21 protein-coding genes are annotated in these 22,958 nt (G+C 66.3%); 1 reads left to right on the plus strand and 20 read right to left on the minus strand.

All coding sequences use genetic code 11. The features are described from left to right. Positions 1-143: 143 nt before the first annotated feature. The 20 genes from ACODSK_RS25905 to ACODSK_RS26000 form a co-directional block, all read right to left on the minus strand. A complete protein-coding gene (locus tag ACODSK_RS25905) occupies positions 144-1,004 on the minus strand; it encodes a CsgG/HfaB family protein (protein ID WP_489019971.1) in 861 nt (286 codons plus the stop codon). A 30-nt stretch (positions 1,005-1,034) separates the two neighbouring features. Next, on the minus strand, positions 1,035-1,454 hold the full coding sequence (locus ACODSK_RS25910) for a curli assembly protein CsgF (RefSeq protein WP_489019972.1): 420 nt from the start codon (positions 1,452-1,454) through the stop codon (positions 1,035-1,037). Next, a complete protein-coding gene (csgE, locus tag ACODSK_RS25915) occupies positions 1,451-1,843 on the minus strand; it encodes a curli production assembly/transport protein CsgE (RefSeq protein ID WP_489019974.1) in 393 nt (130 codons plus the stop codon). The genes ACODSK_RS25910 and csgE overlap by 4 nt, the downstream gene beginning before the upstream one ends. Further along, positions 1,840-2,358, minus strand: a complete 519-nt coding sequence (locus ACODSK_RS25920; RefSeq protein ID WP_489019976.1) for a type II secretion system protein — start codon at positions 2,356-2,358, stop codon at positions 1,840-1,842. Before ACODSK_RS25920 ends, csgE begins: the two co-directional genes overlap by 4 nt. Beyond that, positions 2,333-2,707 (minus strand): type II secretion system protein, encoded by a 375-nt coding sequence (locus tag ACODSK_RS25925; RefSeq protein WP_489019978.1) that lies wholly within the window; start codon positions 2,705-2,707, stop codon positions 2,333-2,335. The genes ACODSK_RS25920 and ACODSK_RS25925 overlap by 26 nt, the downstream gene beginning before the upstream one ends. Positions 2,708-2,711: 4 nt before the next feature. Further along, positions 2,712-3,200: a type II secretion system protein gene (locus ACODSK_RS25930; protein ID WP_489019980.1), complete on the minus strand. Its 489-nt coding sequence runs from the start codon at positions 3,198-3,200 to the stop codon at positions 2,712-2,714. A 2-nt stretch (positions 3,201-3,202) separates the two neighbouring features. Beyond that, complete coding sequence (locus tag ACODSK_RS25935; RefSeq protein WP_489019982.1) at positions 3,203-5,035, minus strand: secretin N-terminal domain-containing protein; 1,833 nt, start codon at positions 5,033-5,035, stop codon at positions 3,203-3,205. Then, on the minus strand, positions 5,032-5,538 hold the full coding sequence (locus ACODSK_RS25940) for a hypothetical protein (RefSeq protein ID WP_489019983.1): 507 nt from the start codon (positions 5,536-5,538) through the stop codon (positions 5,032-5,034). The genes ACODSK_RS25935 and ACODSK_RS25940 overlap by 4 nt, the downstream gene beginning before the upstream one ends. Then, positions 5,538-6,086 carry a GspMb/PilO family protein gene (locus tag ACODSK_RS25945; RefSeq protein WP_489019985.1) on the minus strand — a complete coding sequence of 183 codons (549 nt, stop codon included), beginning with the start codon at positions 6,084-6,086 and terminating at the stop codon, positions 5,538-5,540. Before ACODSK_RS25945 ends, ACODSK_RS25940 begins: the two co-directional genes overlap by 1 nt. Further along, on the minus strand, positions 6,073-6,618 hold the full coding sequence (locus ACODSK_RS25950; RefSeq protein ID WP_489019987.1) for a pilus assembly protein: 546 nt from the start codon (positions 6,616-6,618) through the stop codon (positions 6,073-6,075). The genes ACODSK_RS25945 and ACODSK_RS25950 overlap by 14 nt, the downstream gene beginning before the upstream one ends. Before the next feature lies 1 nt (position 6,619). Next, the gene (locus ACODSK_RS25955; RefSeq protein ID WP_489019989.1) at positions 6,620-7,417 is read right to left on the minus strand and encodes a hypothetical protein; all 798 of its coding nucleotides are present in this window, start codon (positions 7,415-7,417) and stop codon (positions 6,620-6,622) included. Continuing rightward, positions 7,398-9,104 carry a GspE/PulE family protein gene (locus ACODSK_RS25960; RefSeq protein WP_489019990.1) on the minus strand — a complete coding sequence of 569 codons (1,707 nt, stop codon included), beginning with the start codon at positions 9,102-9,104 and terminating at the stop codon, positions 7,398-7,400. Before ACODSK_RS25960 ends, ACODSK_RS25955 begins: the two co-directional genes overlap by 20 nt. Before the next feature lie 66 nt (positions 9,105-9,170). Continuing rightward, the gene (locus tag ACODSK_RS25965; RefSeq protein ID WP_489020024.1) at positions 9,171-9,704 is read right to left on the minus strand and encodes a response regulator; all 534 of its coding nucleotides are present in this window, start codon (positions 9,702-9,704) and stop codon (positions 9,171-9,173) included. 222 nt (positions 9,705-9,926) lie between these two features. Beyond that, the gene (locus tag ACODSK_RS25970) at positions 9,927-10,880 is read right to left on the minus strand and encodes a peptidylprolyl isomerase (RefSeq protein WP_489019991.1); all 954 of its coding nucleotides are present in this window, start codon (positions 10,878-10,880) and stop codon (positions 9,927-9,929) included. A 13-nt stretch (positions 10,881-10,893) separates the two neighbouring features. After that, positions 10,894-12,435, minus strand: a complete 1,542-nt coding sequence (locus ACODSK_RS25975; RefSeq protein WP_489019993.1) for a cytochrome c/ABC transporter substrate-binding protein — start codon at positions 12,433-12,435, stop codon at positions 10,894-10,896. A 9-nt stretch (positions 12,436-12,444) separates the two neighbouring features. Then, on the minus strand, positions 12,445-13,071 hold the full coding sequence (locus tag ACODSK_RS25980; protein WP_489019995.1) for an SCO family protein: 627 nt from the start codon (positions 13,069-13,071) through the stop codon (positions 12,445-12,447). Beyond that, positions 13,068-13,724 (minus strand): SCO family protein, encoded by a 657-nt coding sequence (locus ACODSK_RS25985; protein WP_489019997.1) that lies wholly within the window; start codon positions 13,722-13,724, stop codon positions 13,068-13,070. Before ACODSK_RS25985 ends, ACODSK_RS25980 begins: the two co-directional genes overlap by 4 nt. Positions 13,725-13,736: 12 nt before the next feature. Further along, positions 13,737-15,599, minus strand: a complete 1,863-nt coding sequence (locus ACODSK_RS25990; protein ID WP_489020025.1) for a cytochrome D1 domain-containing protein — start codon at positions 15,597-15,599, stop codon at positions 13,737-13,739. A 56-nt stretch (positions 15,600-15,655) separates the two neighbouring features. Next, a complete protein-coding gene (gene mnxG / locus ACODSK_RS25995) occupies positions 15,656-21,493 on the minus strand; it encodes a manganese-oxidizing multicopper oxidase MnxG (protein ID WP_489019999.1) in 5,838 nt (1,945 codons plus the stop codon). 190 nt (positions 21,494-21,683) lie between these two features. Further along, entirely contained in the window at positions 21,684-22,295 is a 612-nt protein-coding gene (locus tag ACODSK_RS26000) for a lytic transglycosylase domain-containing protein (RefSeq protein WP_489020001.1), read from the minus strand. A gap of 214 nt (positions 22,296-22,509) precedes the next feature. Here ACODSK_RS26000 and gspG point away from each other — a divergent pair, with 214 nt between their 5' ends. After that, complete coding sequence (gene gspG / locus ACODSK_RS26005; protein WP_489020003.1) at positions 22,510-22,944, plus strand: type II secretion system major pseudopilin GspG; 435 nt, start codon at positions 22,510-22,512, stop codon at positions 22,942-22,944. The last annotated feature ends 14 nt before the right edge of the window (positions 22,945-22,958 follow it).

A 22,958-nucleotide genomic window follows, 5' to 3' on the forward strand; every position in this document is an offset into this window, starting at 1 on the left:
GGAGCCGGCGTTGCCGGCGATGCGCCGCGCGGGCGGCGCTCGATCTCAAGGGCGCTGGAGAAGCCATGACAAGCACCTGGCAGCCCTGATTCGATCTACTGACGGGCCTTCTCAGCTCTGAAGATGTGCAGATACCCATGCCTTCACTCCCCAGCCCCCCCAATACTGCTCTGCGACAAATACCGCTCCAGCGTCTCGTTCTGCACCGGTGCCGAACCATCCCCCGCCACCTGCCACAACTTGCGCTCGATCCCCTGCGCCAGCAAATGCCCCACCGCCGCTTCGATCGCCGAGAGCACGCACAACTGCGCCGGCTCGTTGGTGGTGTAGCCCACCTCCGCTTCCAGCAGTTTCTTGAATTCGATGAACTTGAACACGCCGGCACTGCGACCGACCGAGTAGATGGTCTTGCTGGTCATGACATTGGCCAGCACCTGCCCGCTACGCACGTCCACCGCGCGAAGGTTGACCGAGACCTGGTCGACCCGATATTCGCGGGAGATATCGATCCCCAGGTAGCGCGCCCCTTCACCGCCGCTGCGCACGTTGGTGTCGTAGGCGATGATGCCGCCTTCGAGCATGAGGTTGGCCGCCTGCAGCGGCGGCAGTTCGCCCTGGATGTTGATCGGGGTGTTGGCCTTTTTCTGCGAGGCGCGGATGATCTTGCGCTCGGTCAGCAGGTTTTGCAGGCCCTCGCGCTCCAGCACCACGAACCAGCCACTGGCCTGCAGGGCGTCCATCAGCATGCTCGCGGCGCCCTGGGTCACGCTGGTGGAAAACGAACTGGCCGGGGTCGGCTTGTACTGCCCGGTCTGGTCGCGGAAGCCGTACACCACCGCCATCAGCCGCCCTTTGGGCCGCGGCATCTTGAGCAGGTCGTAGTAGGTCGACGCCCGCGGTGTCAGGGTCGGCGACTCGGAGTCCTGCTCGGCCGGTACGGTGTCACGCAGGCCACAGCCCTGCAATGCAGCCACAAGCAGCCCCAGCATCAGTAGCTTTTTCATGTCCTTTCTCCCCTTCACCCCATGGCCCGGTCAGGGCGCGAGGCCATTGACCTGGATTTCCGAGATTTCACCGGTCGCCCGGTCGGTGACGACGATGCTCAGGGCGCCGGAGTCATCGACCACGTCGACGATGAAGGCATCGGTGGACAGGCTGCCGCTGTTGCCGGTCGAGATGTTGTCCAGCAGTTGCCCGAGCAGCCGCGATTGCAACTGTGCCGAGAACCGCTCCAGCGCCGAGGTCCCGGTCGTGGTGGTACGTGACTTGAGGTCGGGATCGTCGTAGTCGTTCTGCGACTGGGCGTTGTTGAGCAACCAGGTGCCATTCAGCGGGTTGCCGCCAAACGACGGGTTGATCGGCGTGTAGACCAGTTCGGTGGCCTGGACCAGGCCGCAGCTGCCCAGGCCTGCCAGCAGCAGGCAGAGGCGCCGGGTACGGATGTTGTTGTTCATAGTTCGTCCCTCTCGAGGTCCGTGGTGTCTTGCAACAAGGTTTCCAGCTTGCGCTGAACGATCTGCGCGCGAACCCAGTCGGCGGCCGCGTAGGCCTCGTCCTTGAGCTCCGTGGTGTTGGGCGCAAGGAAGCGTCGGTACACCATGCGCTGCTGATATTCGACGGTCACCAGGCTGCCCCAGCGCGCCGAGGGCCGCTCCCGCACCACCAGGTTGAAGTCCATCGGGCTGGTCGCCCGCAGGCGTTCGCTGAAGGCGTAATAGAAGTCGTGGCCGATATGGGAAATGGTGTCGTCGACGATAAAACCGAGCATTTCCTCATCCGCCCGCGCCGCCGCGAACGGCAGCAACAGGGCCAGGACCAGGGCGGCCAACGCTTGACGGTTCATGGCTGGGCCTTCTTCGCGCGGTTGGAGGCGCCTTCGAGAAAGGCCTTTTCAGCGACGAACTGCCAGTCGCTGTAGCGGCCCATGCCGTTGAAGTCCGACCACTGACTGGGAAAGTCCGCCTGCTTGAGCGGGGTCTGGCTGGAAGAACTGGCAATACCGGTGATGCGCCCGTCGAAACCGCGCTGCAAGGTCCATTCGCCACCGCCGACCGGGTCCGGGTAGAGCTGGCGGATATGGTGCCGGGCCGAAGGGAAACGTTCGTCCTGCAACAGGTCTTCAAGGCTTTTCGGGTACTGCGCCAGGCCCGGCGAGGCGCGGTAGTAGCTGCGCAGCGCCTGGGCGTACTGGGTGCCGACCCAGAGCAACTGGCGCTCGCGATCACGCCGGGAGATGGTCGACCACAGCTCGCCGGCACCGGCCAGGGCGATGCTCATCAACACGATCAGGCACAGAACGCCCAGGTAGGTGAAACCGCCCTGGCGCGCCGCATTACCACTCGGAATAGAGGCTGCCATCACGCGCCCTCCCGCTGGCTCCGCTCTTGATGTCCGCCACGCCGCCAGCGACCCCTTCGGGCGGCGCGACCAGCACCCAGGCGTCCTTGCGCTGCGCGATGGGGTCCATCGGCGCATTGCGCAGGTAGCGCTGTTCCACCAGTTGCTCCAGGGATTCGGGGTAGTGCCCGGTATCACCGTAGTAGTGATCGAGGGCTTCGCGCATGGCCGACAGGCTCTGGCGCAAGGTGGTTTCCCGGGAGGCTTCGAGGCTGTCGAAGTAGCGCGGCAAGGCGATGGTCATCAAGGTGGCGATGATCGCCATGACCACCATCAATTCCAGCAGGGTGAAGCCTTTTTCCCGGCGCATAAGCTCACCACTCCCGGTACGCGATGCCGTTGAGCCCTTTGCCCCGGGCCTTGGAGTAGACGTCGAAGACGTCCTGCCCTTCACGCGGGCTGTCGCTGGGGCTGTCATAGGCGCGCAGGCCCCAGCCACCCTGGTCGTCGGCCTTGGCGCTGGTCAGCGGGTCATGGGGCACGCGGCGCAGGAAGTAGAACTTGGCCCCCTTGGCGCTGCGCACGTCGCGCACGCCGTCCACCAGTACCTGCAGGTTCGGCGGATAACCGCTGCTGTTCAGCGACTTCTCGATATAGCCGGCATCGAAGGCACGCTTGTAGGCATCGATGGCATCGCGGATCTGGTACAGCGCGCTGCGCAGCTCCTGCTCCTTGCCGCGGCGCACCACGGTTTCGGTCAGCGGTGCGGCCAAACCGGCGAGCAGGCCGATCAAGGCCAGGGTCACCACCACTTCGATCAGGGTGAAGCCCTGTTGGGTGGAGCGTTGCGCGACGGCGTTCATGTTCAAGGCTTCCCGACGACGACAGAGGTGGTCACCGCGACCGGATCGGCCGGGTCGATAGCACGGCTCGCCGTGCCCAGCTCGCGATTCGGTGCCTGGATATGCAGGCTGGTTTCCGTGCCGGTGGGGAATTCCATGTCCGACGGGCTCTGGTACGGCAGGTTGCGCACGATGCGCGGGGTGATGGAGAGCACCAGCTCGGACTTGCCCACGGTGTCCTTGTTGCTGCCGAACAGCCGGCCCAGCCCAGGAATATCGCCAAGGCCGGGAATCTTGTTGCCGGTGGCGCCATGGTCGTTGCGCACCAGGCCGGCGAGGATCTGGGTTTCACCGTCATGCAGGCGCAGGGTGGTCTGGGCATTGCGGGTGTCGACCTGGACCGGGATGGTGCCCTGGCGGGTCGGCTCCAGCGGCGTGGCATTACTGACTTCCAGGGCGACCTTGATCGCCACTTCGTTGTTCAGATGCACCACCGGCTGGACTTCGAGCTTCAAGCCGACATCCAGGTAGGTGACGCTTTCAGTGATCACCGGGCCCTGGGTCGAGGGCACCGAGGTGGCACTGATGATCGGCACCCGCTGGCCGATATGGATGCGCGCCTGCTCGCGGTTGCTGACGCGGATCACCGGGCTGGCCAGGGTATTGATGTCGTTGTCCTGGGCGTTGATCTTGGCCTGGGGCGACGGCGAAATGCTGATGCGGCTGGAGTTGATGCCCTTGAGCTGGTCCAGCACGGTTACCGCGCCGCCGTCGCTGTTGAGCACGCCGAAGGTGTTCGGCCATTGCAGGCCGAGGTCGAGAATGCGCTGGCGGGCCACTTCCATCACTTCCACTTCCAGTACCACTTCCGGGTTGGACTGGTCCTGGGACTGCAAAAGCTTCTCGGCCATGCGGATCGCGTCTTCGCTGTCGCGCATGGTCAGGGTGTTGAGGCGCTCGTCGACGAACACGTCGCGGGTCTTGAGCATGGTCTTGATCATGTTCAACGCGGTGTTGGCGTCGATGCTGGTCAGGTAGAAGGTGCGCATCACCAGCTCTTGGTAATCCTTGAGCTTCTGCGGCGAGTCCGGGTAGATCAGCAGGGTGTTCTCGTTGACCACCTTCTGGTGCAGCTGATTCTGTTGCAGCAACAGGGCCACGGCGTCCTCGATGCGCACATCGCGGACGAAGATGGTGGCCTTCATGTCCGGGCGCAGGTCCTTGTCGAAGATGAAGTTCAGGCCGGCGACCTGGGACAACACCTCGAAGATGGTCTTCAGGTTGGCATCGCGAAACTCCAGGGTCACCGGCCGGTCAAGGCGCGTGCGCAGCTGCGGGTACTGCACGACATTGCGGCTCTGCACCAGGCGGATGCTGCCTTGCAGCTCCAGGGCGCCGTCGTTCTTCGGGTCCAGTTCGAGGATCTGCCTGACCTGGCGGTCGGCACCGTAGATATCGCCGCGGCGCAGGTCGCCACGGGCCAGTTCGAGCTTTTCATCCATGCTGCGCAGGTAATCGAGCTGGCGCAGGGCGTCCTGGGCACGGCGGTTGTTCGGTTCGATATTCAGCACCCGGCCGTAGGCCATGCGTGCCGGGGCGACATTGCGCAGCGCCCGCTCGCGGTCGCCTTCGGTGAGCAGCGCGGTGATCGCCTTGGCCCGGCCCATGTTCAGTGCCAGATGCAATTCCGTATCCCGAGGGTTTTCCCGCAGGCCCTCCTCGATCCGCGCCAGGCCGGCTTCGTACTGGCCGGACTCGATCAGGTCGCTGGCTTCCTTGTTGGCGACCTGTGCAGAACTGCACGCGGCGAGCGCGATGCACACGCCAAGACTCATCATCAGACGGAATCGGTTCATTGCGAGCTCCCCACGGACAGGGTCCGGGACACGTGCAGCGGCAGGTAGACGAAGCTCAGTTCCACATCGGAAATGCCCTCCACCCGCCAGTTTTCGTCGATTACGTCGCCCTTGCGCACGACGTAGAGTTTTTCGCCTTCCTGCAAAAACACCTGCAGATCACGGCTGTCATGCAGCCGGCCAACGAACTGGAACGGTACTTCCGGTGCCGTGGGCGCCTGCACCGGCGAAGTGACGCTGAGCGGTTGCTCGGTGACCGTGGCCAGGGTCGCGGCGGGCTTCCAGCTACGGCTGGAGAACAGATCAGCAACCGGGCTGAGATCACGGATCGGGGTGGCCTTGCCTGCCGCCGCCACGCGAGGCTTGGCGACTGCCGCAGGGGTTGTCGCCAAGGTGCCGGACAGCGCGTCCGGCTCCTCGGCCTGGAAGAATTCCGGGGCCCAGGCCAGTGCCGCGGCGATGCCGAAGAACGCGAGCCAGGCGGCCTTGCGTTTGCTGTTCATCACGACCTCGACAGGTAGAGGGTCATACGGATCCGCCCGGTCAGCTCGGTGTCGGCGATCTTCTTGCGCTGGAACTCGACGTCCTCCACCACCACCGCCGGCAACTGGCCGAGCAAGGCATGCAGGAAGCGGCGCAATTGCGGATAGCTGCCGCGCACCGGCAGGAGAATCTGGTAGCGCGCCAGGTGGGTCTTGGGGTCGACGCCCAAGGCGTATTCGCCACGGGCCAGGGTGATGTGCTCCTGGGCGGCCAGGGCGTAGATGCGGTCGATGGCCACCGTCGCCAGCGGCTGCGACGGCAGCTTGCTATGGAAGTCGTCGAGCTGGCGTTGCGGTACCAACGGCGCCGCCAGGCTGCCGTCTTCGACCCGGGCCAGGTACTCGCTGGCATCGCGGGTCTGTTGTTCCAGCTGTTGCAGGTCCTGCCAGGCCGGCAACAGACCGGCCACGGCGTACAGCGCCGCCACCAGCAGCAGGCCGGCACCCAGCAGGCCGGGCACGCCGAGGCCCTGGAGGTATTCGTGGACGATCAGTCTAGGGATTCGCATCGCCCATCTCCCAGGTCGCCGACAGGTTGAATTGCACCGGGTGCTCCGGCACGTTGGCGACGATTTCGTGGCTCAGCAGGGACACGTCGAACAGCTCGTCGCTGGCTTCGAGGCGCTGGTGAAAATCGAGCATGGCCTCCAGGTCACGGGCTTCGGCGCTGATCCGCACCTGGCCCTTGCGTGCATCCGGAGTGAGGGAGAGCAAGGCGATGTTGTCCCGGGGCAGGCGTTCGAGGGTGGCGAACAGACGTTCCCAGGGCCGGCGCAGCTGCTGCGACACCTTGTTCATCTCCGCCAGGTTCTGTGCCTGCTCGCGGGTTTGCGCCGGGGTCAGGCTGGCCGCTGCGGGACTGTTGCCGGTCAGCGCATGCCGGGTGCTTTGCAGGTGGCCCTGCTGTTGCCCGGTACGGCTGTCGACCAGGTAGTGGCCGACCAGGCAGGCCACCGCGAGCAGTCCTCCGGCCAGCAGCAGGCCCCAGCCCAGCGGACCGGAGCGGCGATGGGGCTGGAATTCCAGGACCAGGGCGCGCATTTCAGGCCACCGCCCGGGACATGGCGTGCAGGCTGTCGCGGCTGTCGCTGCCCGCTTCATCCAGCACCCGCACGCCCGCCACCTGCACCGGCGAGTCGAGACGCGCCGGTGCATGCAGGTAGAGATTCAAGGGCCGCTCGCTGCTGGACGCCTGCAAGTGGCTCTCGCGGGCGATCAACGCGCCGAGGGCCGCGTCGCTGTCGCTGCTGCCCACCGAACGCACCGCCGCCCAGCGCCCTGCCCTGGCCAGCAGCAGCACGCTGCGCACCGGCTCGGCGACCACGAACAACAGGTCGCCGGCGTCCAGTTGCTTGTCGAAGTGGTTGAAGGCCGCCATCAGGTACGGCTGCACCGAGCGCAGGCGCAGGCCGCGCCCGCTGGCCACGCCGCGCAGGCGTTCGAGCAAGGCACGGGGCAAGGCCGCGGCGATGCGGTCGCAACCGGCCGGCTCGGGCGACAGGGTCAGGTCCCAGGGCTGCTCCGCCGTGCCGTACAGGTCTTCGAAGCACAGCCGGGCGAACCCCAGCAGTTCGGCCGGGCGGGTGATCTGCTCGCTCCAGGGCACCAGGCAGAAGCGGCTGAAGTGCGCGGACACCACCACGCTCAACTGGGCACCGGCCGGGCAGTGTTCGCCGAGCAGGTGGTCGAGGGTGTCCAGGGCGACGCTCCAGGCCTGGAAGCCTTCGTCGATGAAACCGACACTACCCAGCCACAGGGTTTCGCTGCCCTGGCGGCGGCCCAGGCCGACGCCGCTGGCGCCGAGCACGGCGATATAACGATCAGGCGATAAACGTGACACGGTTGATCTCCTCGAGCGTGGTACGCCCTTGCTGGACCAGTTCCAGAGCCGATTCGCGCAGCAGGCGCAAACCGCGACGACAGGCCAGGGCCTTGATCTTGGCCACCGGCTGGCGCTCGACGATCATCTGCCGCAGTTCGTCGTCCAGTTGCAGCAGCTCGGCGATGGCGGTGCGCCCGCGATAGCCGCTGCCCCGGCAGTGGCCGCAGCCCTTGCCCTGGACAAAGTGGTAATGGCCGACCTGCTGCGGATCGAGGTTGGAGCGCTGCAGCTCCTCGGCATCGGGCTGGTACGGCGCGGCGCAGGTGGCGCAGACCAGGCGGATCAGGCGCTGGGCCAGCACCGCATTGAGGGCCGAAACCAGGCTGTAGGGGTCGATTTCCATCTGGGTGAAGCGGCCGATCACGTCGAACACGTTGTTGGCGTGGATGGTGGTGAACACCAGGTGCCCGGTAAGCGCCGATTGCACGGCGATCTGTGCGGTGTCGGGGTCGCGGATCTCGCCGACCATGATCTTGTCCGGGTCATGGCGCAGGATCGAGCGCAGGCCGCGGGCGAAGGTCAGGCCCTTCTTCTCGTTGACCGGGATCTGCAACACCCCCGGAAGCTGGTACTCCACCGGGTCCTCGATGGTGATGATCTTGTCCACGCCGTGGTTGATCTCGCTGATCATCGCGTACAGCGTGGTGGTCTTGCCGCTGCCGGTGGGGCCGGTGACCAGCACCATGCCGTAGGGCTCGGCGGCCAGGCGGCGCAACTGGCGCAAGGTTTCGTCGGCAAAGCCCAGGGCCTGCAGTTGCACGCCACTGACCTTGTCGGCCAGGTCCTGCTTGTCCAGCACCCGCAGCACGGCATCCTCGCCGAAGATGCTCGGCATGATCGAGACGCGGAAGTCGATCTGACGGCCGCTGATACCGATCTTGAAACGGCCGTCCTGGGGCACGCGTTTTTCGCCGATGTCCAGTTCGGCCATGACCTTGACCCGGGAAATCACCTGTTCGGCGAACTCGCTGCCCTGGACCTTGCTGATGTTGTTGAGCACGCCGTCGATCCGGTACTTGATCACCAGGCCGTTGCCGGTGGTGCCCAGGTGGATATCGCTGGCGTGCATCTTCAGCGCGTCGTACAGCGTCGAGTTGACCAGCTTGACCACCACGCTGGCGTCTTCGCTGATGCTGGTCAGGGACAGGCTTTGCAGGGTGTCGCGCTCGACCTGGGCATCGGCCTGGGTATTGAGCGACTCGACGGCATGGAAGCTTTCTTCGTGGCGGGCCAGGTAGGCCTTGAGGTCGTCGGCGTGCACCAGGTACAGCGGCGCGCCGTGCAGGCAGTCGTCGATCCAGGCCAGGCGGGCGTCGTCGAAGGGGTCGGCGAACACGCCGATCAGGCTGTCCTGGTGACGCAGGAAGATGAATTCGCGCTTCAGGCACTGGGCCAGGGTGACCCGGTCGAACACCGGGCTGGCCGTGAACAGGCTGTCGGTGTCCAGCACCGGGTAATGCAGGGTGGCGCCAAGGCAGTGGATGAACGGCATGGGCGCCAGTTCGCAGAGCACGCCAAGGGCGTCGAGCACCCGCTCGCCGGAGCTGGCGGCGCGGGAGCGGGCCTGGGCCAGTTGTTCACTGGAGAATCGGGGGGCTACGCAGTCCTGCTGTGCCGGTTCGACGGCAAGGGATAGACGGTCCATGACTTGCTCTCCAACGCCGGGGGCCTGGGGCCCGGTCGACGCGGCGAGCGCTTGCGGTCCGCCGCGTCAGTCCTTCCCGGTGAGCACCTGTTCGTCGTCTGGGGCCACGGATGCCTGGGGCTTTCGGCGATCCGACAACACCCAGCTGCCGTCGTACAACTGCAGCGGGAAGCTTTCGGTCTTGTGCTGGCGGCGTTCGACGAAGCCCTCGGAGCGCTTGGCGCTGGTGGCGGATTCACGCTCCACGCCCAGCAGGTCGAAGACGGCGCGGGCCAGTTCCGCCAGGGGGAACGGCTTGAACAGGATATGACTGACTCCCAGCTTGCGGGCCCGATCACAGACTTCCGCAGTGGGATGTCCGGTGATCAGCACGAAGTGGCATTTCCTGTCCTGGCGGACCGCATCGAGAACGTCAAAACCTTCCATATCGGGCAAGCGGTAATCGAACACCATCACGTTGGGGGCAAAACCCTCGGCTTCACCGATGGCCTCGGCGCCTTCGTGCGCTACGCGGACTTCCAGCCCTTGCGCCTGCAGGTAATCCTGGAGGTTTTGTGCAAGCAGCTGTTCGTCCTCAACAACCAGTACTTTGTTTAACAAGGCAGACTCCTTGTAACCGCAGGTCCGAATGCCGGGCCTGGTGGAGCGTGCGCCTTGAATAGGCTTGAGCACGCTTCGTGCCAGGCTGAAGGGCGGTCTGACTACCGCTGAATGTGGTTGATATTCATGGATAATTTTTTCGACCCGGGCAGCCATCCCCCAAAGCCGGGGATAGCCACGGGCACGCCCTGAAGGTTTCCCCCGATTGTGGGGAAAGCCGTTTCAGTGGTCGTCGATCCGTTCGATTCGATTGCGCGCGCGCAATTGCGCCAAAGCCTGCTGTCGAGCCTGCGTGCGCTGCTCGCGGAGAAGGTAAGTGCGAACCATTTCCAGTCCTTGTTCCTCTGAGACATCGGCTGCCTCCAAGTGGTTCTGTAAATAAATCAGATGCCATCCGGCGTCGGTGCGCAGCGGCTGGCTGATTTCCCCTGGCTGCAGGGCAAAGGCCGCCGCCTCGAACTCGGGAAACATCCGGCCCCGGGAGAAATAACCCAGGTCGCCGCCAGCGCTGGCCGAGACATCTTCCGAGCGACGGCTGGCGACACTGGCAAAGTCTTCGCCGCGGGCAATTTCCCCGCTGATCTCCTGCAAGCGTAGCCGCGCCGCTTCGACTGTGGCGGCATCTGCATCGCGCGCCACCTTGACCAGGATATGCCGGGCCTGAACCTGCTCGGGACGATTCATCTCGGCGCGGTGCTCGGCAAAGAAGGCCTGCACCGTCGGCTCATCCGGCGGGCTGACCTCGGTCAGCTCGGTGAATGCCTGTTTCGCCGCCAGTTCGCGACGGGTGTACTCGGTAAAGCCCGCCTCGTCGAACCCCGCATCCTCCAGGCGGCGGATGAACACTTCGGTGCCGCCCATGGCCTGGCGGGTCTGCTCGACCTGGGCCTTGACCACCTCGTCTGAGATCACCACGCCACGCTTGCGCGACTCCTGCCAGAGCAGTTCCCGATCGATCAAGGCGTCCAGCGCCTGGCGCCGCAGCTGCTGGTAGGCCTTGGGACTGCGGATGTTGCCCACTGCCCTGCCCTGGTCTTCGAGGTACTCGGCGAAATAGCGCTCCAGGCGAAATGCCGAGATTTCCTCGCCATTGACCCGGGCCACCACAGGCTCGTTGCTGCACAGCGCCGCGGGCGCCCACAAGGTCAGCAGGATCATCCAGCCGTTGAGTTTCATGAGAGAACCCCCGTCATGGCAGTGCCGCAATCGGTTTATAGGGTGCGACCACGTAGAAGCGCTGCTCGGGCAGTTCCAGGGTGACCACATGGGCGCCACTGAGCCCCAGGCGCCGCCCCGGCCCGAAGCTCATCTGCGGGGTCAGGCCGGTGGCAAAGTCATGCAGCCCTTCCAGCGCCCGCACCAGCTTGTCCCGGCTGATATCGCGGCCGCTCTGCTTCATGGCTTCGCCGAGCAGCAGCATCGAACTGAACGCGCCCACTTGCAGGACCGCGTACTGTCCGCCCAGTCCTGCGGCCAAGCGTACCTCGCCGAGTGCCTGGCGCCCGGCCGGTGTCCAGTCGCCCGGGATGAACGGATAGGCGAGAAACACCCGCCGGGAAAACCCTTCGGGCACCTGGAGCAGATCGCCGGCGACCTGGCTGGCCACGGCGAACAGGTACGGCAACTGTCCGGCATCCTGCAAATGCCCGGCGAAGCGGCTGAATGCGCTGCCGCTGCCCAGGTAGAAGATCGAACGAAACCCCGGCGGCAGCGCCTCCTGCGCCGGGTCGTAGGGCTGGACGCGGACGTCCTGCCAGGCGTTGGCCTGCAGATAGCTGCCCAGGTTCTGCGCCGCCCGTTGCTGGCCCGGTTCGTCCGGGTAAGTGATCAAGGTCGGGCCCTGCTGCACCTGCAACTGCTCACGGGCATAGTCGGCCAGGGCGATCAGTTGCTCGCGCAGCCCCGGCAGCGGCTCGAAGATCTGCCGGCTGGACTGCGCGTCGCCGAGCAACGACACCGCGCCGATCAATGGAATACCTGCGTTCTCCAGGCGTGTCGCCAGCGTCGAACCCAGGGCCGGGGCCAGTGGCGCGACCAGGGCGAACACCTGCTCTTCATCGATCAGCCGCCCCAGCGCCTGCTCGGCACTGCTCCGGTCAGGGCCGGGATCGACGATGCTCAGGCGCAACTGCCGGCCATGAATCCCGCCCGCCGCGTTGATGCGCTGCACGCAGCCCTTGAGCACCGCCGCCACGGTCGCGCCCTCCTCGGCCAGCGGCCCGCTGCCGGGGAGCAAGGTGCCCAGGCGGACGCTGCCGGCATCCAGGCCTGGGTCCTGGTCATCGGCGATGCGCTTGAGATAGGCGGTGAGGTTGCGCTGGTCGTTCATCGACAGGACGAAGCGCGGCATTGCCGGGTTAAGGCGGTTGCCGGCCGGGTCCTGGCCTTCCTGGATCGCCCGGGCCAAAGCACCGTCGGAATACGCCGGGTAGCTGCGCCCGTTGACCTGCTGCTGGCCGTGCACGCTGCTCAGGCGCGACCAGCTCAGGTCCGGTGGCTGCAGGCCGCCCTCGGGCCGCCCGCGCCCGTCGGCGCCATGGCAACCGGCACAGGGCAAGCGGGTCGCCGGCAGGACGATGCCCGCTGCCCCCACCCGCGCCATCACCGCCTCGCCGCTCGCCGACAGGCCCTCGCGGTACAGGCGCTTGCCGGCGCTTTCGCTGGCATCCAGCGGCAGCGCAGCGGCACCGCCGGCAAGCAACCACAGAGCGAGGACAAGGAAGGTCTTCATGGCCCGCGCTCAACGGCTGGCCACGGGCATGCGCAGCAACTGCAAACGCTGGGCAATGGCCGCCGCCGGGGCATCCGGGCGGATCTTGCTCCAGCGCTTGTTGGCCACGTCGCCGACGATCAATTGCGTCGAATGCTGTTCGGGCGACGGAATGATCTGCCCGATGCGCCCGAGCACCAGGTCGATCTGCGCCTTGTCGCCGGTCAGGAAAAGCCAGTGGGGGTCATCGACCCCTTGCTTCAAGGTGTAGGCCTTGAGCACCGCCGGGGTATCCCGCAGCGGATCACTGGTAAGGGAAATGAAGGTGACGCCCTCGGCCTGGTCGCCCAATAGCTCGCGCACTTCCTTGAGCTTGCGGGTGATCAGCGGGCAGGCGTCGGTGCAACTGGTGAAGATCACGTTGAGCAGCACCACCCGGTTTTCCAGGGCGTCGCTGTAGAAGCGCAGGGTTTCGCCGTTCTGGTCCTGCAGCGGAGTGTCGGTGAACCAGGTCCGGGCATCGCGGGTGCCGCTGGCCGGCGGCGCGGCCTGGGTGGTCTGTGGCGCGGCAGGCGGCGCATGTTCTTCGTGGGCGAAGGCGACGGCGCTGAAAATGCAGAAGCACAGGCCCAGGGCGATCCATTCGGGGCTTTTCATGGCTGTTGCTCCATGGCGACCGAGGCGTGGCCGGCGTGAGCGCTGCGTTGCGCGCTGAGTCGGTCGACTTCGCGGATCAGCAGTGCCGGGTCGGTGAAGCCGTAGTAACGGGTCCAGTGTCGGCTGTTGCCATCACCCACCAGAATCAGCGGCGCGTGGCTGTTCAGGTCGCCGCCGATCGAACCCAGGCCCTTGAGGGTGTCGCTCACCGAACGCGGCGAGCCGGTCAGCCAGCTCCACCCCGGTCCGTTCTGGAACGAGCGGGCGTAGTCGTTGAGGCGCCGGGCATCGTCGCGCTGCGGATCGATGCTCAGCGACACCAGTTGCACATCGGCACCGACCCGTTCGCCGAGCTGCTTCTGCACTTTCGCCATGATCGAGGACACCACCGGGCACACCGTGGTGCAGCTGGTGTAGATGAAACTCATGACCACGATGCGGTTGGCCACCAGGTCGCTCTCCAGGTGCACGGCTTTGCCGTCCTGGTCCACCAGGGCCACGTCGGCAAAGCTGACCTCGGTGCTCTGGAAGCCGGCCGGTGCGGCGTGCATGTCGTGGCCGGCGTGCTCGCCCGTCGAATGGGCCAGGGCGTGGCCAATGCCGGCGGCGAGGAGGCAGAGGGTCAGCAGGCCACCTTGTGCGAATCGTTTCATGTCGAAATCCTCTCAGTGGGCCGCGCCGGGCACGACCCGGACGCTGGCAAAGGTCTTGTCGCCGAAGCCCGCGCCCAGCGAGGCGGCGCGCACATGCAGGTACCAGGCGCCGGGCTGGTCGAGGGTCAACGGCACCTCGTAGACGCCCTCGCCCACTTCCCGCGCGGCCACGGTGGTGGCTCGCGAGGACGGCGCGCGGAAGTAGCGCAACTGGACGTCCTTGAGCCCGCCACGCGGTGCGGCCTGCTTGCCCTGGACGATGCGGAAGCGCACCCGATACGGGCTGCCGATGGCGGTGGTGCTGCTGTCGAGGAGGAACTCCACCTTGGCCACCCCCGGCAGGCTGGCCACCTCCCTGGCGGGTTCGACCAGGGTGCTGAAGCAATGGATGATGTTCGGCTGGTTGAGCAGGAAGGCCACGTCGAAGCGCCCGGCCGCTGGCAATCGCACCCGCGCGCTGTACAGCCCCGGTTCCTGCTCGCGCAGGCTGCGGTCGATGACCAGCGCGGCGCGGGCCACCTGGCCGCGGTTGGGGTAGCCGGACATCGGCGCGTTCATGCCCTCGGCGTAGAAGTAGGTGGTGTTGTCCACCGGGTTGACCACGAACACTGCGTTGTCATCCCGCGACACCGCCAGGCTCGACGCCAGCGGCAGGTCGCCGGCCTGGCGCGGGGCCTGCGGGCCGGCCTCGAAGCCCTGGCTGATCGGCGTGCGCCCGGCGCCCAGCGAGGCCAGGTTGAGCATGGTCACCTTCGGCGACGCCAGGCCGCGGATATAGGCGTAGGCCTGGGTGAAGACCACCTGGTAGGGCTCGCTGGACACGCTCAGTTCATGGATCAGCGCGTCATTCCCGGCGTCGATCACCGACGCGCGGTTTTCCAGGGTGTTGAGGACGATACCGAAGCGCCCGTCGGCACTGAAACCCATCGGCCCCAGGCCCTGCTGCAACTGCACCACGCTGCGCACCGCAAAGCTTGCGGCGTCGATCACCGTTACCGTGCCGTCACGGCCATCGGCGACATACACCGCCTGGGACAACGGCGAATACGCCAGCGACAAGGGGTGCGAACCGGTCTTGAGCTGCTTGACCAGGGTCAGGCTGGCGATGTCGATGATGCTGACCGTGCCATCGTCGCGGTTGCTGACGAAGGCATGCCGGCTGTCCTTGCTGAACGCAACTTCGTGGTGACCAGCGCCAGTGGCCAGGTGCTTGAGCGGTTTCAGGCTCTGCGCATCGATCACCGTGACCCCGGATTTCCCCGCTTCCGGGGCATTGTTGCCGACCCACAGCAGGCGTTCGTCCGGCTGCAGGGCCACGCGCACCGGGCTGTCGCCGGCCTTGACCGAGTCGATGACCTTGAACTGCTCGCTGTCGATCACCGCCACTTCACCGGCCGCGGGCATGGAGACGAACACCCGCTTGTTGTCCTTCGGCGTGACCCAGTCCATGGGCGGCTGTTTCAGCTCGATCCGCGCCAGGGTGCTGGTGATGCCGCCGACCGACACCTGCGGATCGACCACCGCGACGCTGGCATCGCGGTTCATCACCAGGAGGAAGTAGCTGTTCAGGTCAAGGATCGGCCGCGCGCCGATATTCGACTTGAGAAACACCCCGACTCGCGCCTTGCAGCTCTGTTCGCGGCCCTGGGCAGCGTCGGCGGCGGCGACCTGCGGGTCGATCCAGGCGCCCGGTGCCACGCCGGCGAGGGGCTGACCGGAGGCGCTGTCGGTGATACGGAAGCGCACATCGGCGAACTCCCCTTCACGCAGCACGCCGTCCCTGGCCAGCGGCGCGACCTGCAGGGCGACGGACACCCCGTCGCGCACCAGCGTCTGCTCGGCCCCGGCCGCCTGGGCCGTGGCCCCGAAGGCCATCAGCCAGGCCGTGGCCAGCCATCCATATGCGCTTGTGTTCATGGCGCTGCTCCTGGTCATTGGGCTGGCGGGGCCGGTTCAGGGTCATTGGTCACCCGCAGCAGGCCCCAGAGCCCGGCGGTGTTGCCGTAGGCGGCGTAGTCGCGGAACAGGTAGTCGCCGGGTATCGCATTGATGCCCCCGGCGCTGGGGTGCATGAAGCTGAAGTGCGCCGCTGGCAGCACGCTTTCATGGGCGCCGATGAACATAGACATCGGGTTCCAGCCGAACCGCACCGAGCCCACGCCGGGCGCCGCCATCGGGTAGCCACCGGTATCGCTCTTCTCCGACACGAACGGGTTGACCGACCAGACATGCCCGTCGAGCTGGAAGGTGGTGCCGCGGCTGCCACCGGTAGGCATCAGGATGTGGGTGCGGAACGGCTGCCCCGGCTTGGCATAGAGCACCGGGGTTTGCGGATCGCCGCCCACCAGCGCGTTGCTGTAGGCCATGTGGGCATTGGGCACGTCGCCGTAGCCGGCACCATCGGCGTGGCCGAACGGTGCGTCCGGGGCCAGGCCGAAGCGGTACCACAGCGGCTCGGTCTTGTAGTTGATGGCCATGCTGGAGTTGTCCTGCGGGTCGGTCGGTACGCCAAAGCCTTCGGCAGCGATACCTTCCACCGGCCGGCCATTGGCCCAGCGCTGGTTGAGCGCCTTCTGCCAGACCATGGCGAAGTCGCGGTACGGGGTTTGCCCTGGTGCGGTCACCGTGGCGTTGACCTTGCGCGCGTCTTCGACCCAGGTGGCGCCGACCGGCAGGATGCTCATGGCCCCGCCCAGACCTTTCTGCCCTTGCTTGATCACGTCTGCCGGGGTCAGGTTGAGGCCGCCGAATTCCACCGCCGTGGCGTTGATGTTGTCGACGCTGCGGCCCACCTGGGTCACCGGCTTGCCTTCGCGCTCCAGGTGCCCGACGTAGTACTGGTAGGTACGGCTCGGCCAGGCGCCGCTGGTGCCGACCCGGGGTGGCACGGTCTGGATCGGGTTGGCACCGACGTTGACGCCATCGGACTTGGTGATGTCATAGGCCAGCAGTTGCGCATGCAGGCCAACGTGGCTGGACGGCCGTATCAGGTTGTTGCTGAAGGTGGTCGAGCCGGTGCCGGCGTTGCGGTCGCGCTTGACCACGCCCTGCATCACGGCGGTCTGGGTCAGGTCGGGCATGACGCTGGGCAGGCGGTTTTCCAGGGTGATGTTCAGGCAGTCGCCAGCCGCTGCACGCAGCACCAGCGGTTCCACCGGCACGCCGGGCTTGAGCTTGCCGCTGACAGGGTCGAGATCGGCCTTGCGCACATAGAGGATCGCGGTCGGGTCATGCAGCGGGCCACTTTGCCCGCCGATGGTCATGGTTACGCCATCCTCCGGATCGGTCACGGTGACCTGCGGGATATTCACCGGCCGCGAGTTGTAGACCAGGGTGCCGCCCGCCGGATTCAGCGGGCCGCCGACGTGCTGGCCGAGCCCGGCCGGGTCGCCGATGGTCAGGCCCAGGGGATTGCCGAGAATGTCGTTGGCCAGTGCCGCGACCACTTCATAGTTGCGCTGCACGGTCGACCGGGTGCCGATGCCGTTGGGGTTGGCGCTGATCCGTGGGCAGGTGCCATCGAAGGCCACGGTATTGCGCATGCCGGCCGGTTTCGGGTTGTTGGGCAAGGCGAACAGGTCGGCGCGTTGCGCGGTGTAGTTGCGCATCACGCCCCAGATGCCGCTCCAGTAGCCTTCCAGCGAAGCGTCCATGGAGTACAGGTAGTCGCCGGTGGTGGCCGCGGAACTCGAGAGCATCGAGATCGGGGCGATAAAGCCCATCTGCTCGGAGATCCCGATCATCTGCGAGGCGCGCCAACCGGAGTTGGAGCTGTTGCCGAAGCCGGAGCCGCTCTGCAGCCATTTCACCCCGTGCAGGGTGACGTTGTGCTCCTCTTCATGGCCACCAGCATGCACCCGCAGGCGTACGTTGTCGCCGGTGTAGGTGCGCAGCATCGGAGTGAACGGGTCGCCGGGCTCGGCACCGCCACGGTTGATATGCGGCGGGAACAGGGTGGTGCCGCCGGTTGGGCCGGTGGCGCTGGTGACCAGGTTGGGCGCCAGGTTCATCGCCGGGATAGCGCGGTCGGTGCGGCTTTGCAGGGCGTAGGAGAGATCGCCGCCAAGACCGTCGGCCTGCATGCCGCGCTTGCCGTCCGGGCCGACCTTGTTCGGGTCGTAGACCCGCAGGGCCAGCGGCTCGTTACGGTAATTGATGACGAACATGCCCGGGTCATCCACCGAAATGGCTTGCGGGCACGGCCGGCTCGGGCAACCGGGGACCTGGCCGCCCTGCACTTCGAGGATGCCTTCGAGCAGGTTGCTGGCGTTGTTGCGCACGGGCGGGTTGATGGCGTAGCGGAAGCTGTCCGCCGTGGCCGGGAACACCTGTGGGTTGGGCACGCCGTTGGGCCCGGCACCGACATACACCCCGGCTTCATAGGCGTGCTGGAAGTCGCTGTATTCGAGGAAGAACTCGCGGAAGCTGTCGTTCTTGCCGTCACCGTCCAGGTCGCCGGTGGAGATCACCGCCTGCCACGAGGTCGGCCCGCCGTCCTGGCGCGCGCCACTGTACAGCGGCTCGCCGGTTTCGGCATGGAACCAGGTGGAGCCGGCCGGCTCGGCGAGCACGGTGGCGTACAGGCCGATCTGCTGGTGGGTCGATGGGCCGAGGTGGTCGTGGGTAAAGATGGTGCCCAGGCCACGGTCGACGCCCTTGGTGTTGATCACCGGGTCGACGAACCAGCGCTGCATGGCGGTCCGCGCGCCGACCCAGTCGGCCCGGCCGAACTGGCCGAAGTACGGGTGGTTGCGGGCTTTCGGGCAGGCCGGGGTGGCGTCGCGCGGGTCGGCCTCGGTGCATTGGTTGAAGACGCGGATGGCATGGATGCGCTCCTGCACCGCGCCGGGGGAAAGCACGCCGTCCTCGTAGTTCCAGCCGTTGGCCGAGCCGTCGGCGGCGGTCAGGTCCCATTTCGGCAGGTGGATATGCTGGCCGATCACGTCGGTGGGCGTGCGCACCTGGTAGTCATCCATCTCGTAGGTGGCCGGCACCAGGTTGGTTTGCTGGTACTGCACGCAGTCGAAAGTGTTCATGCGCATCACCAGCGGCTCAGGCGGCCGCTGCTTGGTGATCACCGGCCAGGCGTCCTCCCACAGGGCGAGGATGCGCGCCTGCGGGAAGTGGTAGCCGACCTTGTTGTAGACAGCGTCGAACTGGATGTTGGCGGCCTTGTAGAGCCGTGGGCGGTCGGCGGTGTAGGTCGACGAGCCGGTGAACGACAAACCGTCGACGCGCTCGCCGCTGTTGAATTCGCCGAGGCCGGCGCTGCTGGTCAGGCGTTTCTGCCGGTCATCCATGCAGGGTTCGTAGTACGGCGCACCGGCCACCGGCAAGGCGCCGTTGGTGCGGAAGCTGCGCGCAACGATCTGACTGCCGGGCAGCAAGGCATAGCTGGGGTGATCCTTCTTCGCGTGGAAGGCCATGGCCGCCTGTTCGACCTCGGTGCCCTCCTCCGGCAGGTACAGCGGCTTGGCCCGGGTGACTTCCTTGGAAAAGTCCAGGGAGGTGGTGATGGTATGCGCCTCGCCACCGGCGGAGAAACCGTCCAGCGAGTGCCGGCCAAGGCCGCCGTCCCAACCACCGGACTGTGCCGGGTCGATATTGGCCCACAGCGCCTTGCCGCTGTTTTTCAGGGCCTGGGCCTTGGCGGCGTCGAGCATGTCCAGCGGCGGCGTCGGTGGGCGCTGGCCGACCGAGCTTTCCATGCCGCCGATCCAGAACGGATAGCCAGGGTTCTTCAGGCTGCCGTCGGCGTTGCGGTTGGCCTCGCTGCGGTCCACCAGGGCCAGCGAGCCGATGGCCTGGGCGCCGCCGCCACCGTGATGGCCGCCGTCGTCATCGTCATCGTCTTCCTCGTCGTCATCATCATCGTGGTTGCCGGCGATCAGGGTTTCGCTGATGCGTGGCACCACCGCCACCTTGCCCGGCATCGGCGCCATGGCCTTGCCCGGCAGCGGCACGACGGCGGGGATCGGCGTACCGGCAATGATCTCGCCATCGGGCAAGGCGCGGGCACCGGCTGCCGGTTTACCGCTGCGCAGGGCGAAGGGTTCGCTGTGGTAGCCGTCGCTGCCCTGTTGCGACACTTCCAGGCGGGTGCCCTCCTCGAACACATCGTGGACCCGCCACATGGCCCACATGCCCTGGGCGAAGTGCGGGTAGAAGTGGCAGTGGTAGATGGCGTCACCGGCCACGCGGTTGCGGTTGCCCGAGCCGCCGTTGGCGATTTCGTAGGTGTAGCCAGCACCCGGACCGATGCCCTGGGCGTCCACGTAGTCGGAGTTGTCGTCGTTGGGGTTGAACAGCCATTGATGCCCATGCAGGTGGAAAATGTGCTGTTCATGGCCGTTGTGGGTGTTGCGGAACTTGACGAAGTCGCCGATGTAGCTGTGGTTTACGTTCGACGGCTCCGACGGGTACAGCGCCATGCTCGCCTTGACCCCGATCTGGTCGGCGCGCGGCGTTTCGCCGGGACGGATGTTTTCCAGCCCGGCGTTGGCCGGTACGTCCACCAGCATGGCGACGTCGCCGACGGTGTGGGAACTGAGGAAGAACTCTTCGTAGGCGCAGGACAGGCAGTCATGCATCGGCCCCACGCCCAGGCGGTTGGCGACCACTTCGGCGCCCATGCCGCCGGAGCCGTAGTTGATCATGAAGGAGTCACGGGTCGGCTCCAGCACATGGGCCATCACCGGGTCGTCCCAGTAGGCCGGGAAGGCCTGGGTGGCAGCGGTTTCGTCCTGGAACTGCGAAGCGAAGTCGCGGAACGGTTCGAGCCGGTTGGGCACGGCCGGATTGCGCTTGCCGACGGCTTCCAGGGCATAGGTCGAGGGCGGGAAGCTGCCGTCGGCATTGCTGCCCATGACGATCGCATCGCTTTCGCTGGAGACGATTTCATTGCCGTCGACCATGTTGATGATCGGCGTGCCGGCCTTGCCTTCGCGGATCCACGGTTCGCGCTGCGGGTAGCGCGCCTGGTAGTCGACGATCGGCTGGCCGGTGGGCGCGCGGCCGGTGGAGGCCAGGCGCATTTCTTCTTCGGTAATGGTGTTGCGGTAGCTGCGCCCGCCCTTGGGCATGACCACCACTTCGCCGAACAGGCCGTTGGCGACGTTGCCGGCATCGCCCTCGCCGCCGAAGGTCGCGCCACGGCTGCTGGCGGCAAAGGCGCCCTCGCGCTCGGCATACAGGGTGTAGCTGCGGCTGCCACCGGGGGCGATCAGGGTATTGGCGTTGCGCCCGGTGAAGCTGGCGATGTCGTCGATGCTGTTGACCGCCTGCATGCCGTTGACCTGGAAGCCGACATGCCGGTCGGTGACCTGTTCATCGACCTTGAACTCGTCGTCGCCGATCTCCACTTCGCCTTCGATCTCGCCCTCGTCGCCCTGCTCATGGCTGCCGGGGTTGGCCTGGTAGGCCAGCAGGTTCTGCAGGTTGATGGTCAGGCAGTCGCCGGCGGCGACCCGCAGCACCAAGGGCCGTGGACGCTTGTCTGGGCGCAGCGAGACCTTGCCCGGCACGGCGGCACCGCCGTCGGCCAGCGAGCGGTCATGTTCGTCGACCACATCGCGGCGCAGGGCGAACATCATGCCGTTGGCGTTCTGCGCGCCGAGGCGGTTGAACATCAGCGGCTGGTCCAGCGCCACGATGTTCGCCACCAGATTGCGTTCGCAGCGGGCGGCGGCGTTGGCCGTCTGCATGCCGAACAGCGGCGTGACCAGCAACAACAGGGTGAACACGTGATGAGCCTGGGGAATGCCGATCATGATCACGGACCTCGCTGTAGGCGCTCATGGGGAATGATTCTCACTGGAATCAGCCGGAGCAAAGCGCATGCCACAAAAAATTCTCATGTAATTCAGATGCTTGCGGCATCGACTTGAGAGATCGGGGGATATTCCCCACCCGTTTCCCCACTTTGCGCGACACCGCTCCTCCCCCAATGTTGGGGAACGCTCACAGCGGTGCGTCCGCGGCCAGGCCTTGCAGGCGCCGGTACTGGCGCAGCACGCTGGGGACATAGCGCTGGGTTTCGGCAAACGGTGGAATCACCCCGCCGCGGCTGAGCACGGCTTGCGGGCCGGCGTTGTAGGCGGCCACGGCGAGGGCGATGTCGTTGTCGAACAGGGTCATCAGGCGCTTGAGATAGCGGGCGCCGCCCTGGATGTTGGCCTGGGGGTCGTAGACATCGGCCACCCCCATTTCCCGCGCGGTGTCGGGCATCAGTTGCATCAGGCCACCGGCGCCCTTGCGCGACGTGGCACTGGCGTCGTAGTTCGATTCGTTCTGGATCACCGCGTGCAGCAGGGCTTCCGGCAGGCTATTGGCCTGCGCCGCCGCCCGTACCAGCTCGGCGTAGGGCTTGCCGGCGATCAATTGCGGTTGGGATCCGAGGCTGGCTTGCGCCGTCTCGGCATCACGGATGATCCGTTCATAGTGGCGTCCGGGACGGTGGACGTTGGACAGGACGTAGCTGCCATTGGCATCCACGGAAACGAACACGTCGGCGTGGACGATGCCGCTCAGCAGCAGTCCGCCGAGCAGCGTGGCGGTCAGTGATCTGGTCATGCAAGCCTCCCCGACCAGCCCCGAAAAGTGGGGGTTATGCCCCAGTCGCCGGTCGTGGATCAGCTATACGCAAGCACCATGCCGCAAGCGCCAGGCCACGTCGTTCGGGGCTTGCAGCACTGTGCCCGGGCATGAGCATGGCTATTGCACGGCTATTGCACGGCTATTGCATAGCCACTGCCGGCACCTGCGCCGCCGACTGCGAGAGGTCATCATGAAACGGCACCTGCGTTGTTCCCCGCGCGCCCAGCGCGGCTTCACCCTGCTCGAGTTGCTGGTGGTACTGGTGGTGCTCGGGTTGTTGGCCGGCATCGTCGCGCCCAAGTACTTCGCCCAGTTGGGTCGCTCCGAGGTCAAGGTGGCCAGGGCACAGATCGAAGGACTGGCCAAGGCCCTGGACCTGTACCGTCTCGAAGTCGGCCACTACCCGTCCACCGAACAGGGCTTGCAGGCGCTGGTCACCGCGCCCGCCGACGAATCGCGCTGGACCGGCCCCTACCTGCAGAAAAGTCTGCCCCAGGATCCGTGGGGCCGCGCCTACAGCTACCGCTACCCGGGTGAGCACGGCGAATACGACCTGCTGTCCATGGGCAAGGACGGCCAGCCCGGCGGCGACGGCGAAAATGCCGAAGTCACCAGTTGGCAATGAGGGGAGCCGCCACC

It is taken from the genome of Pseudomonas sp. FG98 (genome assembly GCF_057808595.1).